Annotated in this window: 16 protein-coding genes; 6 read left to right on the top strand and 10 right to left on the bottom strand. The window is 38.9% G+C overall.

The annotated features are described in order from the left end of the window. Window positions 1-74 precede the first annotated feature (74 nt). Window positions 75-884, top strand: a complete 810-nt coding sequence (tcdA, locus tag QZ488_RS00625) for a tRNA cyclic N6-threonylcarbamoyladenosine(37) synthase TcdA (protein WP_293745696.1) — start codon at window positions 75-77, stop codon at window positions 882-884. Here the strand turns inward: tcdA and QZ488_RS00620 are convergent. Next, the gene (locus QZ488_RS00620) at window positions 881-1,513 is read right to left on the bottom strand and encodes a hypothetical protein (RefSeq protein WP_293745695.1); all 633 of its coding nucleotides are present in this window, start codon (window positions 1,511-1,513) and stop codon (window positions 881-883) included. The two genes, tcdA and QZ488_RS00620, sit on opposite strands and share 4 nt — an antisense overlap. 162 nt (window positions 1,514-1,675) lie before the next feature. Here QZ488_RS00620 and QZ488_RS00615 point away from each other — a divergent pair, with 162 nt between their 5' ends. Then, window positions 1,676-2,089, top strand: coding sequence for a hypothetical protein (locus QZ488_RS00615; RefSeq protein WP_293745780.1), 414 nt, complete (start codon window positions 1,676-1,678; stop codon window positions 2,087-2,089). A 4-nt stretch (window positions 2,090-2,093) separates the two neighbouring features. On the opposite strand, the gene QZ488_RS00610 is transcribed toward QZ488_RS00615, so the two are convergent. The 6 genes from QZ488_RS00610 to QZ488_RS00585 form a co-directional block, all read right to left on the bottom strand. Next, the gene (locus QZ488_RS00610) at window positions 2,094-2,594 is read right to left on the bottom strand and encodes a DUF2919 domain-containing protein (protein ID WP_293745694.1); all 501 of its coding nucleotides are present in this window, start codon (window positions 2,592-2,594) and stop codon (window positions 2,094-2,096) included. A 61-nt stretch (window positions 2,595-2,655) separates the two neighbouring features. Next, on the bottom strand, window positions 2,656-4,455 hold the full coding sequence (locus QZ488_RS00605; RefSeq protein ID WP_293745693.1) for a GGDEF domain-containing protein: 1,800 nt from the start codon (window positions 4,453-4,455) through the stop codon (window positions 2,656-2,658). Between the two features lie 102 nt (window positions 4,456-4,557). Next, window positions 4,558-4,761, bottom strand: coding sequence for a hypothetical protein (locus QZ488_RS00600; RefSeq protein WP_293745692.1), 204 nt, complete (start codon window positions 4,759-4,761; stop codon window positions 4,558-4,560). A 218-nt stretch (window positions 4,762-4,979) separates the two neighbouring features. Continuing rightward, complete coding sequence (gene ggt / locus QZ488_RS00595) at window positions 4,980-6,692, bottom strand: gamma-glutamyltransferase (protein WP_293745691.1); 1,713 nt, start codon at window positions 6,690-6,692, stop codon at window positions 4,980-4,982. A gap of 17 nt (window positions 6,693-6,709) precedes the next feature. Further along, window positions 6,710-8,083: a Na+/H+ antiporter NhaC family protein gene (locus QZ488_RS00590; protein WP_293745690.1), complete on the bottom strand. Its 1,374-nt coding sequence runs from the start codon at window positions 8,081-8,083 to the stop codon at window positions 6,710-6,712. Window positions 8,084-8,168: 85 nt separating this feature from the next. Next, complete coding sequence (locus QZ488_RS00585) at window positions 8,169-8,618, bottom strand: Lrp/AsnC family transcriptional regulator (RefSeq protein WP_293745689.1); 450 nt, start codon at window positions 8,616-8,618, stop codon at window positions 8,169-8,171. A gap of 489 nt (window positions 8,619-9,107) precedes the next feature. Here QZ488_RS00585 and QZ488_RS00580 point away from each other — a divergent pair, with 489 nt between their 5' ends. Next, entirely contained in the window at window positions 9,108-9,674 is a 567-nt protein-coding gene (locus QZ488_RS00580; protein WP_293745688.1) for a hypothetical protein, read from the top strand. Window positions 9,675-9,687: 13 nt separating this feature from the next. Here QZ488_RS00580 and QZ488_RS00575 read toward each other — a convergent pair whose 3' ends face one another. Then, the gene (locus QZ488_RS00575; RefSeq protein WP_293745687.1) at window positions 9,688-10,224 is read right to left on the bottom strand and encodes a DUF6817 domain-containing protein; all 537 of its coding nucleotides are present in this window, start codon (window positions 10,222-10,224) and stop codon (window positions 9,688-9,690) included. A 266-nt stretch (window positions 10,225-10,490) separates the two neighbouring features. Between QZ488_RS00575 and QZ488_RS00570 the strand changes: the two genes are divergently transcribed. Further along, window positions 10,491-12,005 (top strand): AMP-binding protein, encoded by a 1,515-nt coding sequence (locus tag QZ488_RS00570; protein WP_293745686.1) that lies wholly within the window; start codon window positions 10,491-10,493, stop codon window positions 12,003-12,005. Between the two features lie 7 nt (window positions 12,006-12,012). Here QZ488_RS00570 and QZ488_RS00565 read toward each other — a convergent pair whose 3' ends face one another. Then, complete coding sequence (locus QZ488_RS00565) at window positions 12,013-12,357, bottom strand: 5-carboxymethyl-2-hydroxymuconate Delta-isomerase (protein ID WP_293745685.1); 345 nt, start codon at window positions 12,355-12,357, stop codon at window positions 12,013-12,015. Between the two features lie 126 nt (window positions 12,358-12,483). On the opposite strand from QZ488_RS00565, the gene QZ488_RS00560 reads away from it, so the two are divergent. Next, window positions 12,484-12,960 carry a GNAT family N-acetyltransferase gene (locus tag QZ488_RS00560; RefSeq protein WP_293745684.1) on the top strand — a complete coding sequence of 159 codons (477 nt, stop codon included), beginning with the start codon at window positions 12,484-12,486 and terminating at the stop codon, window positions 12,958-12,960. Here the strand turns inward: QZ488_RS00560 and QZ488_RS00555 are convergent. Then, a complete protein-coding gene (locus tag QZ488_RS00555) occupies window positions 12,947-13,342 on the bottom strand; it encodes a hypothetical protein (RefSeq protein ID WP_293745683.1) in 396 nt (131 codons plus the stop codon). The two genes, QZ488_RS00560 and QZ488_RS00555, sit on opposite strands and share 14 nt — an antisense overlap. Before the next feature lie 282 nt (window positions 13,343-13,624). Here QZ488_RS00555 and asnS point away from each other — a divergent pair, with 282 nt between their 5' ends. After that, complete coding sequence (asnS, locus tag QZ488_RS00550) at window positions 13,625-15,022, top strand: asparagine--tRNA ligase (RefSeq protein WP_293745682.1); 1,398 nt, start codon at window positions 13,625-13,627, stop codon at window positions 15,020-15,022. The last annotated feature ends 226 nt before the right edge of the window (window positions 15,023-15,248 follow it).

The raw sequence follows: 15,248 nt of genomic DNA, 5'->3' as shown, positions 1-15,248 counted from the left end.
GACTCCATTGGAGTTATGCCCCGCGCCACTGATACAATAGCCATAAGAATAAAATGTATTAATAATGTGAGTTTATGGATCAGCAGCAAGTATCTGAGCAACGTTTTGGAGGCACCCAACGCCTATATGGTCTATCAGGAACCGATATTTTACGCCAATCTCATGTGTGTGTAGTAGGCATAGGTGGTGTGGGGTCATGGGTGGCAGAAGCGTTAGCAAGAACTGCTCTTGGGCATATTACCTTGATTGACTTAGATGACATTTGTGTGACTAATACCAACAGGCAAATTCATGCACTGCAGGATACTGTTGGTGAAGCAAAAGTCGAAGCAATGGCCAAGCGGATTTCGCAAATTAATCCAGCTTGTGACGTTTCCACTGTTGAAGACTTTGTCACGCCCGACAACGTTGCAGAATTAGTCACCCAAAAATATGACTATGTCGTAGACGCTACCGATAGCATAAAAGCCAAAGCAGCAATGGTAGCTCATTGTAAACGGAATAAAATCCCTATCATCACCATTGGCGGCGCTGGCGGACAGATAGACCCAACCCAAGTAGCGGTCACTGATCTGAGTAAAACTATTCAAGATCCTTTAGCAAAAAAATTACGTTCAGAACTACGTAGATTTTATAATTTCAGCAACAATCCCAAACGTCGTTTTGGCATTGATTGTGTTTTCTCGACTGAACAACTTCGTTACCCCCAAGCTGATGGCAGTGTTTGCATGAACAAAACCCTCACAGATGGCAGTGTTAAATTGGACTGTAACAACGGTTTTGGCGCTGCGGTAGCAGTGACTGCCACCTTTGGTTTTGTTGCATCAGCTAGGGTTATAGACAAATTAATCAGTAAACATAGTCAAAAAAATCAGCAGCCCTAACTTGCTGTTCTAAACTTTTTGTAGTCTAAAAACAAAGCGATGCTCAGCCAAATACTAACGGCTATGGCTAAGAACCAAGTGTTTTCAGCCATTTGCATAACCTGTTCACTCAACACTGATGTTCCCCAAATAAGCAGTAAATAATAAGGTAAATTTAGCAAGCCCGCCCAAAGTACCACTTTGGGTGATTGATGATTTGCCCCTTGGGAAAACATAAAAAAGGCTAAAGAATTGATGTGTATCATAGCCACTAACAATTTTTTAACGGATAAATTCGGCTTGTGTTGGTTTATATCACCAAACCTCCTACCTAAAAAATAATTAATACATGAGCCTAAAGTTGCGGCAACCACCATAATTAACGTGAGTATCAGGATATCCTCTGGCTGTGGTTTAGATAATACCACTAAGACAACAGCAAAAAATTGCCCAGGGAAGTAGAACCCAACGTAGACAATCGACTCCAACAAAATGATCAATAAGATAAGTAAATAGAAAGCATTATCAAAATTTGTTTGTAAACTCTGCAAAAGCGTTAAACCAGAAGGAATTAAACCGTAGCTAACAGCAGCAGATAACATACACAGCGCAACTAGAGCTGACAAGGGTAAAACAAAAGAATACTTCAAAAATGAGAACACCTATTTTTATTTGTCTGCTTACTTACGAAATTCATAGCGAACAGATCATCTATGAAAAATATTAATCACTTTAACGAAATAAGATTTCTAATCGACAAACAGTCGAATAAACAACACAATAGTCCTATACAAAGTTTAGAGAGACAAAATATGCAAATGACATCGGCGGAACTCACAGATTTAATGATAGACAGCGCGCAAAATGCGATTATCACGACCGAAGAAGAATTCAATCTGACATTGGATGGTTCTGAGCAAAGCATTGATCTCGTAGATGACGTGATTCTAAGCTGGTTGGGTCGATATAAAGATCAAGCACTAGAAGAAAACGCAGTGTTCACTATTTGTAATATTTACGGTGCATATATAGGCGAAATTTTTCGCAATAAAGTCGGTGGCACTTGGGCTTATGATGAATCTGATCCTGATGCGCCTTATGTGGTACTAAACTATGCAGGCAACACTTATGCATTTGCTGGTATTTGTTACCAGCGATTGGTGAATGATAGCCAAGTGAGTGCCAGAAGTTATTACGACCAAGCCCTTGCCAACAATATGCAATAGACAATTAAACCGATGGTTTTGCTGATGATGTTATCGGAATAAATCTTTTCCAGTCCGTTAACATCAGCTGTGTATGTTTGTCTTTAGTCAAAAAGTAAAAAACCAACGAATCAATTAACAACGTAAAAGCAATAACCCAAGAGAATTGCCAATGGCTTGTACTAGCCAACATAAAATGTAAGCCTAAATCAGCACAAACCGAAAAAATTAATAACGGTTTAATACAAGAAAACATCCAACATCGACCTACATGCCAAATTTTCTCTCTAAAGCCCAAAAGTAATAATGCTAAAAAAGCCGGAAAAGCGATAGCAAGGCTAATATAAAGATACTGCCGTTCTGGATAAAACAGTGCTAACAGCTGTTCACCATTTTCTCGTACTGATACCGAACCTACTAATATCAGCAGGCTTCTGGATAAAAACGCAATACACAAATATAAAGACACAGCAGGTTTCACTCTGCCAGCTTCATCGTAATATTTAAGGGGGAGTAACAACTTCATTATTAGGTATTTACACACTCGTCAATAGCAGGCTTTGTCGACCCTAAAAATACAAACACAGTTAAGCCTTAGGCAAAACACTACGAATTTCAGATAATACATCCTCGGCATCTGATAGGCTGTTGACTGAACTGTATACGTGCATATTCGACAAAACACTAATTTTATCTCCATCATCAACCTTAAAACTCACATCTGCTAAGGCTTTTTGAATTCTTGAGAATAAATCTTGAGCTACTACATCCTCAATGTTAACTAAACAAACAATAAATTGGTGTGTACCAACGCGGCCAACAATGTCTTTTTCTCTGGTGGCATGTTTTAAACATTCGGATACTTTTTTCAGGCCAAGTTCACCTGCCTTATAACCATACTTATCATTAATTTCGGTAAAATTGTTCAACTCAAATAAAGCCAGGGCGTTAATCTTTTCATCTAAGGGGGCTTTTACCTTTCTAATTTTAGCGATGACAGAATGTTCATTAGAAAGCCCTGTAAGAGGGTCAGTAGCTAACTTGTGCAGATAACGTCTGCCAAAAGTAAGATAGACTAAACCAGTCAAACCTAGAATAGTCATCAATACCAATAAAATAACCTGTAACCGCTGCTCTTGTGCTTCGGCTAGACTCGTTTCTAATCCTAAAATCTCGTTGTGTAAATTAGCAACCCCTAAAACACGGGCAGAAGTTTGTTGGTTTTTAATTTTATCTGATGTAATAGCAGAATAATTATCAAAACTAATATTTGCCGCCTCTACATCACCCAAAAACAAGTGAGCTTTAACTAAAAAAGCGTTGTAGTGCATATGTTTTGACAAACGAGCAGGCATAGCTGAACTAGTATCATTTTGCCTTTGTAAAAAGCGTTGTACACATTCTCTGTCTTCCTCATGCAAACACAAAGCAGTGGTATACCATTCATGTAATCTCTGCATAGTATGGTTGGATATTTGATCTAAAAAAACCTTCCAACTACGTAAACTCTTGCGCAAACTCTCATAATCATTAGTCCGATATGCTTGTCTGCTTAGTGCAAAGTGATACCAGCTATTTGTTAAAGGTGTGTTGACTTTTAGATTGCGCCTACCCAACTCTTCGATTACCAATTTCGCGCTCTCATAATCACCACTACCGGTATGGGCAGTAATAACGCTAATTAAGGGAGCTAATTGATTTTTCTCTTCATAAACATTTAAACCCAGTTCATAAGTTTTTTCATACTGCTCGGCAGCGAGTGCCATCTGACCAATAGAACTGTATAACAAACCAATATTATTATGAATGTGCGCAATAGATTTTAAATCGTTACTAGAAGAGTAAGCTTTAAGTAACGCAAATAACCGCCCTAGTTTGACACCAATCTCCTGTTTGTCTTCATCACAAACAGTAATTAATCCGAGTTGTGAACTGAGATAAATATCATCATATTTACCTTTAGATAATTGTTCAGATTGGCGGTAATACTCACATTTTTCAGGCTTACCCTGTACATCAAAAATAAAACCTAATTGATAATGCACACTGGCATAACTCTGAGAGTTTTTATCCATAACGGGATCTGACAGCAGGTTTTCAAGAATAATTTCAGCTTGATCATTCTTACCAACACAAATTAACCAATGTGCCTTGTGCACTTTTATCTTAATAAGCTGTTCTGGTAAAACACTGACCCGTTTTAAATATTCGTCAACTTGTGGCATAAATTGATCGTCTGGGCAGTCATAAGTAGAAACCTGAATACTTTGAATAAAGTCGTCTACTTTATTATTGGCTAAAACACTTTGTGAATAGGCAACAAAAAACAAGCCCAAACAAGTGGCTTTAAAAAAAAGGGGAAAAGAAAAACTATGTATATGCTTCATATTCGGTAACCATAAATGCTACCAATATATTTTACCAGTTCAATTCGATTTGAATGAATAAAAACATCCTATTTATTCCAATATTCACATGTCTCGTTAACATTACCTAGGTAACGAATAGCTTATTAACTCTGCATTAGAGTCAATATCATTCACTAAAGTATGTGTTTTATCACAAACCAATATTTCGCTGCTAAGATTTGCCTCACTAGAAGTTGCTAATGTATTTTTTGAATAAGCAAACTGCCCAAACTCGCAAAATGACAACGTAAAAAACGCAATCCAAAATATTTTTTTGTTAGACATGCCCTGCTACCTTTTATAAATAGAATACAAACACTTTTGTTTATACTGTATTTATTCAGAGCAAATCTAACGCCAAAATTTAATTGTCAATACTTTCAATAAGTTAAGCACTTTAATCTGATTCACAATAAATCAAATCGCTAATAATTGATAAATTTAACCAATTTTTGAGTTATCAGACAAACATTATTAAACACAATCAGAGAACCAGTAGACTGTTAAAATACTATGGACTTACCGCGGCCATTCGCTTCTGACGCCGCTTCAACTTTGCCTTCTTTATTTAAGATAACGTGCATATCGCCAAACCTGCGGTTACTCATGGTGTAGCCCATTTCCTCTAATTCAGAAATGACTTCAGGCTCAAATCCATTATGGTAACGAATAACATCTTTGGGTAATAATTGATGATGGAACCGAGGTTTGTTGACCACATCTTCCGCGCTCATAGAAAATTCCAAAGCATTAAGAATAGACAGGTAGACCGAACTTATAATGGTTGTGCCGCCAGGCGATCCTGTGACCATACTAACACTGCCATCCTTTAACACTATGCTCGGCGTCATAGATGACAACATACGTTTCTTAGGTTGGATTTCATTGGCCTGACCACCCACTGCTCCAAATACATTGGCCACGCCGGGTTTGGAACTAAAATCGTCCATTTCATCGTTTAATAAGAAACCCGCGCCCTCTACTACCACGCCACTGCCAAATCCAAGGTTAATGGTGGTGGTATTCGATACGGCATTACCCCATTTATCCATAACCGAAAAATGCGTGGTTTCTTCACTTTCTTTTAAGCCTGGTTTAACCAATTCAGTCGCGGAAATCTTATCTTTTGATACACTTTGACTGCGCTTTGTAAGATATTCATCATTAATCAGGTTATCAACTGGCACGTCAACAAAATCAGGATCGCCAAGATATTCAGCTCGGTCTGCAAATACCCGTTTGCCTATTTCTGCTAATAAGTGCAAGTACGCTGAAGAATTGTGAGTTAGTTTTTCTTGATCCCGGGTTAATAAGTTATACATTTTTAACCATTGAACAATAGCCACTCCACCAGAGCTAGGAGGCGGTGAAGTGAGTAATTGATACCCCCGCCATTTAGCTGTCAGTGGTTGACGTGACTTAGCCTCATATGACAATAAATCCTGTTCAGTCACCAAGCCTTTTTCCTGACGCATAAAGTCACTGATGATTTTTGCTGTTTGGCCTTTATAAAAACCGTCTCGCCCTTGATCACGAATCCGTTTTAAAGTGTCTGCCAGTTCCATTTGTTGAAACACTTCATTTGCTTTTGCAGCTGCAAAATAATCTTTAAAGTTGACGTCAAATCCACGTTTTTCCAACCTTTGAATATGTCTTTCAATAGACGCCGCTAGTTTGGGATGAACCTTAAATCCTTGTTCTGCAAGAGTGACAGCTGGTTGCACTAATGTTTTCCAAGGCAAACTGCCATACTTTTCGTGGGCTAACCACATACCTGCAACGGTACCAGGGACGCCAGATGACAATATACCGATAACCGATTGATAAGGTATAACTTTACCGTTTTCATCCAAATACATATCTCTGTGAGCCGACAACGGAGCTTGCTCACGGTAATCTATAAAATCACTTTTTTTATCTTTGTACACCAGCATAAATCCACCGCCACCAATGTTGCCCGCTTCAGGCAAAGTCACGGCTAATACAAACTGCGCAGCAATCGCAGCATCAACAGCATTACCACCCGCTTGCAGTATATCTTTGGCCACATCTGCACTGTAGCTATCAGGCATAGCCACTGCTGCTTGTTTTAATGTGGCTGTGTTTGATACTTGCGTTTCGCCAACCTGCTCGGTACATGCAAATAGACATATACTCATCAACGAAAGCAACGCTTGGCCGATAAATTTACTTGGTAATATGCGGATAGACTTCATTACATTTTCCTATAGATTTAAATCAAAATTAAACTAGCGATAAAATATCCTACAAAAGCTAATACGCCACCAAACAGCGCATACGGCATTTGTGTTCGCACATGGCTCAATAAGTCACACCCTGAAGCGATTGATGATACAGCTGTGGTATCAGAAATAGGTGAACAATGATCACCAAAAATACCACCGCCTAAAATTGCCGCTATCACCAAGGATGGTGGTAAGCCTAATGTTTGGATCAAAGGTACACCAATGGGGATCAGTATGGCGAAGGTACCCCAAGATGTACCAGTAGTAAAAGACATCAAAGCCCCAGCTAGAAAGAGCACAGGCACTATTAAACTAATGGGCAAATAGTCCCCCACAATATTGGCTACAAATAGCCCAGTACCGAGTTCTTTTAGACTTGCACCTAAGGTAAGTGAAAACAATACAATAGCGACCAAAGGTAAAATTTCACCCATACCTTTAAAACCGGTATCAACTAATTCTTTGTGAGAGTATTGTTTTGAATTGAGCAATAAAACATAGGCAACAAAACAGGCTAAAACCGTTGCATAAAGTACCGACTTGCTACCGTTACCGCTAGCCAGATCACCATTACCAGTCCACAGCATAAAACCGATCATACCTAAAACCATACTGGCTAAAGGCAACAACATAAAACGCGCTTTGCTAGCTGCTACAGGCACATTTTCACCTTCCAATTTAGCTAACTCTTGTTCAGCCTCTTTCATGGGCCCATGCACTTTGTCTGACAATATAGTGTACAGCACTAACAAGAGTGCAATGATGGCGTAAAAGTTTAGTGGAATGGTGCCCCATAAAATAGAGACGGCGCTTTGTTCAAGTTCATAATTACTCAACAAACCAAGAATAAATGCGCCCCAACCATTGAGTAGAATCAGAATACAGATGGGTGCGCTGGTACTGTCGATGATATAAGCCAACCTAGCGCGACTCATGCTAAATTTGTCGAACAAGCCTCTGGCTAAAATCCCCGAGGTCAACACACTTAAATTTGATTCGATAAAGACCACTACACCAGTAAACATAGTGAGCAGACCAACCTGCTTTTTACTCTTCGCCACGCCCTTTCTAATTAACATTTCTACTGTAGCTGTTACCCCACCTGAATAACGCATATAGGCTAACAAAGCACCAATCAGCATACTAAACAGTAGAATTCGACTATTACCAGCGGAAGTAATTATTTCTATGACCCGTTCAATTGAACCAATTGTGCCAGTGAACAAGACTTCCGTTTTATTTTGATAAGCCAGAAGCCATTCAGCAGATAAAATCGCTGCAACTAAGGCCAAAATTACTTCTTTACGCCAAAAAACAATAACGATGGCAATAACGGGGGGTAAAATGGAATACCAATGCATATACGAACCTTATTTTGATGACACTTTTTTTATTTGGTTAGATTTGAATGCCTAACTAGGCGGCGCTAAATAACTCGTTCTCAGGTTAAATAGGTAAAGCAGTTGTGTATTTAATTTGTTCCATCGCAAAACTTGATGTCACGTCAGACAAATCAACTCCCTCTACCAACTTCTTATAAAATACATCAAAGGCTTGCATATCTGCTACTACTACTTTGAGCATATAGTCATATTCACCACTCATTCGATAAAATTCGACAATTTGCTCAATATTGGTTGCGTGGTCAGCAAACTTTTTCAACCAAACAGAATCATGTTTAGAGGCTTTAACTTGTACAAATACTGTCATGCCTAAGCCTATTTTTTCAGGATTAAGCAAAGCGACACGTTTATCAATGATGCCTTGTTTTTCTAATGACTGTATACGCCGCCAACAAGGTGTAGTACTCAGGCCTATTTGTTGTGCAATATCAGCGACCGATTGAGTTGCATCTTTCTGCAAAAGCCTCAATATTTCGCCATCAAGTCTATCCATAATTTTTATTACCAATTTATTATTATTTCATAGAATATTTTTCTATCGTAACAAAACGTTAAAGAATTATATGCAATTAAATTCCTAGTCACTCATGTCAAATATTCAACATACTAAAGCCACTGAGCACTAATCCATGAATGCCCAAACGAATACCTTGGCAAAAAGCATTAGGTCTTTATCAAATATCCCCCATACAGCCATTTCTAGGTCTAGAATATATGACGATTTACTCAGATCATGGGTAATACTCCCTTGGGAGCCTAAGTAGATTGGCCGACAAGCTTTCGGTAAAATCCAATACTTTGGCTAAAATAGAATATTTTAATTCTCCTGTTCAATAAAACTTCCTCTGGTACAGCTGCATAGGCAGCCATTAAAATCGGCCATACATCATGACAAATGTCATATGAAACTGATGATTTTCGGCCATTACCTCAGACCTAAATAATTCTTATATTTGTACTAATAAACTAAAAGGGATTATTCATGACTAAACACAACACTCAAACCTTAGAGCAGCAGCGTATTGCCTTTAGCAAAAAACGTTTTCTCGCTATGCCATTAGCTGGGAGCATAATCTGGACCCTAATCGGTATAGTCGGAGCGACCATGCCACCTGTCTGGCAAGTTTGGTCGGTATGGATTGGTTGCGGCAGCATTGTTTATTTGGGCATGGCATTAGCTAAATTATTGGGTGAAGACTTTTTAAATAAACAAACACCAAATAACGCCTTTAACCACCTTTTTATGGTCGGACTGGTGATGGCATTGTTAGTTTTTTCGTTGGCCTTACCGTTCGCTATGCAAGATTACACATCCATTCCGCTGACGGTGGGTATTATCACTGGGTTAATGTGGATGCCCTTTTCCTGGGCGATTCAACATTGGGCAGGTTATTTTCATGCAATTAGTCGCACCATATTGATTTTGGCGGTTTGGTTTATCTTTCCAGAATTTAGATTTGTCGCCATTCCGGTTATAATTGTCATTATCTACATCATTACTATGCTGGCACTAGAACGAAGATATAAAGCGGTCAACGGACTACATTAAGAATCAAACAAAATTAAAAGTGAGAGGCAAACACATGTCGAAGTTTTCGTTGCGCACTGGCACTTAAAAAATTCGACATTCGACTAAAAACGGTCACCAGCCTTGAGCCATGTTGAGCGATAAAATCTGGATTATTGATAGCAATTTCGGTTTCGTTAGCGGCGCTAAGTTCACAAAGTTGGTGCAATAACTCAGTGGAAACAGTTGATTTTTCAGTAGTTAATCGATCATAAAAAACAGGTTGTTCGCATTGTCCGAACTGAGCAAAAAAAGCTTCTCTGTCACAAGCACAATAATGGTAAACGATATTCTCTGCATCATCTCCAATAACACTTGCCACTTCTTCTCTTTGCGATAGGTCAAATAAGTTTTGTACAAAAGCAGAGGTACCATAAGCAGCGTGATACAAACCAGCCTCTTGTAATACTTGTGACGCGTTCCACTCCTTCAATAAACACCTAGTACCTTCTAGATGTGCAATGAGTGAACCGTCTACGTGTTCAAACTCCCCAGCTCCAAGTTCTATTAAGCGCCGAAACTTTTCGTCCATAACCACTCCTATTTTCACCGAATATAACCTAAGCCAACATTATACTTAGTTAAACCATCTCGCTAGTGTAAGACCGCAACTTAGGACATATTAATCTATTAAATAGAAGAATTGGCATTTGCCGAATTGAATATGCTAGGCTAATTTTTCAGTTTTTGCTGGGTCTTAACAATGACTGAAGTTGTACATAGAAAGATGTAAATACCAATAAAAACATAAAGTTATGCATCATTGTAGTTAACAGTTAATTAGTATTTGGAGTGAAAATGCTCGGGAATTTGTACTTAAATGGAAACCTAACGCCTAGATCCGAATTTGAAATCAGATCTAAAAAACTAGCCAACATATTACAAAAACAAGGTGTTGGGCAAAATGACACTGTTGCTATTTTAATGCGTAACGACGTTAAATATTTAGAGGTTATACAAGCTTGTCGATACTTAGGTAGCTACTTTGTGCCTTTGAATTGGCATTCTGTTGCACCTGAAATTGAGCACATCGTTGAAGACTCTGGTGCAAGAGTATTGATTGCGCATAAAGACTTAGTACACCAGCTTGAAAAGCAAAATCTACCAGACGTGTTATTTGCGATTTTCCCCACACCAATTGAAGTAACAGAAAGTTACCAGCTTGATATCAATGCTCACAGTCAATCCGCTGATATGGCTTTAGATCTTGAGTTGGCATTACAAACAAGCGAACCAATCAACCAGCCACCTAAATTCTATAGAGGTATGTTCGCCTATACCTCTGGTAGTACCGGCAGACCCAAAGGTATTAAACGCGAGGCCGATGATAGCAACGGTGATAAATATGCTGTCTACCAAGGATTAGCGCGGTCCTTAATGCAATTAGAAACAAACGACCGCTTCTATGTTGCAGCACCTATTTACCATAGTGCGCCCAACACCTTGAGTATTTGCAGCCTTGCAGCAACAGATGTAGACATTTATATCTCTGCTAAATTTGAGCCTGAAGACTTTTTAGCGACCATAGGCAAATACAAAATCACGCATATTTATATCGTGCCAACCATGATGATTAGACTGTTAAAATTGCCAATATCTATTCGTGAAAAATATGACATAAGCTCACTAAAATATGCACTATCCACTGGTTCAGCTTGTCCTGCGGACATCAAAAAGGCCATGATCGATTGGTTTGGTCCAATATTTTACGAGTCTTATGGCGCCAGTGAAATCGGCTTTATGACGTTAATATCTTCTTCTGAGGCAATTCAGAAACCAGGCTCTGTGGGTAAAATAGTCGCAGGCGGTGCAATCAAAATACTGGATGAAAACAAACAAGAATTAGGTCCTCTGCAATCAGGACTGATTTATGTAGATTTACCTATGTTTGGTGAATTCAAGTACACCAACTTCGATGGTGAGAGCAGCGCCTATTCCCATCAAAATTTTATTTCTGTAGGTGATATTGGCTTTTTGGATGAGGAAGGTTATTTGTTTATTAATGATCGCCAGAAAGACATGATAATTTCAGGTGGTGCGAATATTTTCCCCCTCGAAATAGAGTCGGTGTTAATTCACATGGATGCCATAGTTGACTGTGCGATATTTGGCATGCCTGATCCTGAGTTTGGTGAAATGGTTGTCGCTGCAGTGCAATGTCAACCCACAAAAAGTCTCACCCTTAAACAGATCCATGAATATTTAGAGGGCAAACTAGCGCGTTTTAAGTTTCCTAGAAAACTCGAGATACACGAACAACTTCCTCGACAAGACAGCGGTAAAATTTTCAAGCAAAAATTGCGGTCGACTTAAGCGAAGGTTACTCAATCACGATTTTTTTATAACTCACTTTCTCAATGTCCATGACTTCAACAGACAATGAAATGGCAGACTTAAACACATCGCTGAGTTTATCTAAAACTAATGCTGTTAAGTCTTTTTTCTCTTGATGATTTCTACCATGCATAATTTTTAATGTGATGTGGATAAATGGCATGTTGGTTAAGCCAGTTTGATAATGAGTAAACTCAATGGCCCGTGTTTTTATCGATGATTCTTCAAACAACTCGGATAAAAAGACACAGTGATGCACCAAACTCACTAACTCCTGAACGGCTAATGTTTGTTCTATTTCTTTGGAATATTCAATAATACAATGTGGCATTACAACGTCCTATTAAGCTCAGTGTTATGATTTAACATAGATATTCATTTCTGTGATTTCAGTACCAATGCGATAATGTTTCAACACATCACCCGCTTATTTGACATACAAAACCAGGAATTATCAATGAAAATAAGAGCTTATCATCTTGGCGAAGAACATGAAATATGGCAACTTTTCAAGCATACTATTCATCATGTTAATGCTCAGCACTATTCTAAAAAACAATTAAACGCATGGGCACCTGAAATATTCGACAAAACTTTATGGAACAACAAACTTGCTAAGCTCAGGTCTTTTGTTTGTCTTAAAAATGAGAAGATAGTCGGTTACAGTGATTTACAGCAAAATGGTTATATCGATCATTTTTTCTGTCATCATCAATATCAAGGTTGTGGGGTTGGTTCAGCTTTAATGGCACATATACATACATTAGCTGAACAACAAAATATCACCCAACTTTCAGCTGATGTCAGCATCACCGCTAAGCCGTTTTTCCAGATAAAAGGTTTTACAGTATTAACACAACAAATAGTGCCTACCCGAGGTCAAGAATTAACTAACTTTAAAATGTGCAAAACACTAGAGTTTAAGATGCAGTAAACTGAAAATATAAAATAATTAAGCTAGAAGCAGCAGTCAACATCAACACCAAACCATTAATACCAAAATGATCTTTGTCACGACGATTACGCCGACGTTTCATGATCAACACCACAACACTTATCAACACACATAGCGATAACAAGCCAAATAAATACATGGTAAGCGTTTGTGACCACTCTTGACGTCCTTCTATGCCCCAGAATGCTTGCACTCCAGAGACAAATTCAGGGCGAGCATCATGAAACACCAAAAGCGCCCCAAGAAAGGTAAACCAACCCAAAACGTTGATAAATACCATACATTGAAAAAACCTATCGTTCTCTCTTGGTGACTTTCTTCTATTCTGTACCGGTTTTACTGTTTGCTTTGTGTTTTTCATATGCTTAATAATACTAGCTTTATTGTCGATTTTTCTTGAGTCTAGGCGCTACCTGAGTAAGATTACACACCTTACGAGATTAGCCAAGTAAACTGCAGCTAGAAATGTAGTTAATTTGTGTTTGTTTTCGGCTGCATCCAAAGTTTCAAGAGTATTTTTTGTCTCCTTAAGTGGCTTCCAGTAGAATTAATTTTACAGATTCTGCTTTTGTTTGTGCTTTGGTAATCAGTTTACACATTAAATGATGACGGGAACGATATCCCAATAATTGGAGAGAAGTAGATGGCGCACGCCCCGGTGGCAGACATTTTTGCCGGTAAATATTCAGTTGGTGACCAAGTGACAGTTAAAGGGTGGGTACGTACTCGCCGTGATTCAAAAGCAGGTTTGTCTTTTATTGCCTTACATGATGGTAGCTGTTTCGATCCAATTCAGGTGATTGCACTTAATTCCATTGAAAATTACTCCGATATCCAAAAACTCACGACAAGTTGTTCACTTGTAGTAACAGGGTCTTTGAAGGAATCACAGGGTCAAGGTCAATCATTAGAAATTGAAGCAACAACAGTTGAAATAATTGGTTGGGTAGAAAATCCAGACACTTTCCCTATGGCACCTAAACGTCATAGCCTGGAATATTTACGTGAACATGCACACTTACGTGCACGTACCAATGTAGGCGGCGCAGTTACCCGTGTACGCAACTGTTTATCACAAGCTATTCATAGATTTTTCTATGAGCAAGGATATTGCTGGGTAAGCACACCAATCTTAACCGCTAGCGATACCGAAGGCGCAGGTGAAATGTTCAGGGTGTCGACTTTAGACATGTTAAATATCCCTAAAACTGAAGAAGGCGAAGTAGATTACAGCCAAGACTTTTTTGGTAAAGAGACTTTTTTAACCGTCTCAGGTCAGCTAAACGGTGAAACTTACGCAACAGCGATGTCAAAAATTTATACTTTTGGCCCCACTTTCAGAGCTGAAAACTCTAACACTAGTCGCCATTTGGCTGAGTTTTGGATGATCGAACCTGAAGTCGCTTTTGCTGATTTAGCCGATATTGCCCAGTTGTCCGAAGATTTGCTTAAATATGTATTCAAAGCAGTGTTAGCTGAACGTCCAGACGACATGGCCTTTTTTGCGCAACGTATCAACAAAGAAGCGATTTCTCGTTTAGAAAAAGTCATAGACCAAGATTTTGTGCGTATGGACTACACCGATGCCATTGAAATTTTGCAAAACTGCGATAAAGACTTTGAGTTCCCTGTTAGTTGGGGTGTGGATTTATCATCTGAACATGAGCGTTATTTGGCCGAAGAACATATTGGCGCGCCTATCATCATGCAAAACTACCCGAAAGACATTAAGGCGTTTTATATGCGCATTAATGACGACGGTAAAACCGTAGCGGCTATGGATGTGTTAGCACCGGGCATTGGTGAAATAATTGGTGGCTCACAACGAGAAGAGCGTCTTGATGTTTTCGACCGTCGTTTGGCAGAAATGAACCTTAATCAAGAAGACTACAGCTGGTATCGCGATTTACGTAAATACGGCACAGTGCCCCACTCTGGTTTTGGTTTAGGTTTTGAACGTTTAGTTGCTTATGTAACTGGCATGCAGAATGTGCGTGATGTGATTGCCTTCCCAAGAACACCGGGTAATGCGAGTTATTAAGAATTGATAGTTGCTATATTCTAAATGAGCCACCTTTAGGTGGCTTTTTTCTGTCATCAACAAAACATATTCGAGTCACCTCAAGCGTTCGGCATGCCCCTCTCCCTACATTGCATACCAAACACCAAACAACCTAAAGCTCAGGACTAATACCAATCAGATTATTTAAACACCCAAATCCATCCATTCTCTCATACACATCCCTTTGACCCGCTCTGAATTACTC

Source organism: uncultured Paraglaciecola sp. (assembly GCF_913020055.1).
Taxonomy (GTDB): domain Bacteria; phylum Pseudomonadota; class Gammaproteobacteria; order Enterobacterales; family Alteromonadaceae; genus Paraglaciecola.
This window is presented reverse-complemented; position numbering and strand designations above follow the sequence as displayed.

Coding starts and splice junctions, on each gene's coding strand:
- QZ488_RS00555 (WP_293745683.1), bottom strand. CDS start 13,342: ATGAAAAACACAAAGCAAACAGTAAAACCGGTACAGAATAGAAGAAAG.
- QZ488_RS00605 (WP_293745693.1), bottom strand. CDS start 4,455: ATGAAGCATATACATAGTTTTTCTTTTCCCCTTTTTTTTAAAGCCACT.
- QZ488_RS00615 (WP_293745780.1), top strand. CDS start 1,676: ATGCAAATGACATCGGCGGAACTCACAGATTTAATGATAGACAGCGCG.
- asnS (WP_293745682.1), top strand. CDS start 13,625: ATGGCGCACGCCCCGGTGGCAGACATTTTTGCCGGTAAATATTCAGTT.
- ggt (WP_293745691.1), bottom strand. CDS start 6,692: ATGAAGTCTATCCGCATATTACCAAGTAAATTTATCGGCCAAGCGTTG.
- QZ488_RS00610 (WP_293745694.1), bottom strand. CDS start 2,594: ATGAAGTTGTTACTCCCCCTTAAATATTACGATGAAGCTGGCAGAGTG.
- QZ488_RS00575 (WP_293745687.1), bottom strand. CDS start 10,224: ATGGACGAAAAGTTTCGGCGCTTAATAGAACTTGGAGCTGGGGAGTTT.
- QZ488_RS00565 (WP_293745685.1), bottom strand. CDS start 12,357: ATGCCACATTGTATTATTGAATATTCCAAAGAAATAGAACAAACATTA.
- QZ488_RS00590 (WP_293745690.1), bottom strand. CDS start 8,083: ATGCATTGGTATTCCATTTTACCCCCCGTTATTGCCATCGTTATTGTT.
- tcdA (WP_293745696.1), top strand. CDS start 75: ATGGATCAGCAGCAAGTATCTGAGCAACGTTTTGGAGGCACCCAACGC.
- QZ488_RS00585 (WP_293745689.1), bottom strand. CDS start 8,618: ATGGATAGACTTGATGGCGAAATATTGAGGCTTTTGCAGAAAGATGCA.
- QZ488_RS00600 (WP_293745692.1), bottom strand. CDS start 4,761: ATGTCTAACAAAAAAATATTTTGGATTGCGTTTTTTACGTTGTCATTT.
- QZ488_RS00560 (WP_293745684.1), top strand. CDS start 12,484: ATGAAAATAAGAGCTTATCATCTTGGCGAAGAACATGAAATATGGCAA.
- QZ488_RS00580 (WP_293745688.1), top strand. CDS start 9,108: ATGACTAAACACAACACTCAAACCTTAGAGCAGCAGCGTATTGCCTTT.
- QZ488_RS00570 (WP_293745686.1), top strand. CDS start 10,491: ATGCTCGGGAATTTGTACTTAAATGGAAACCTAACGCCTAGATCCGAA.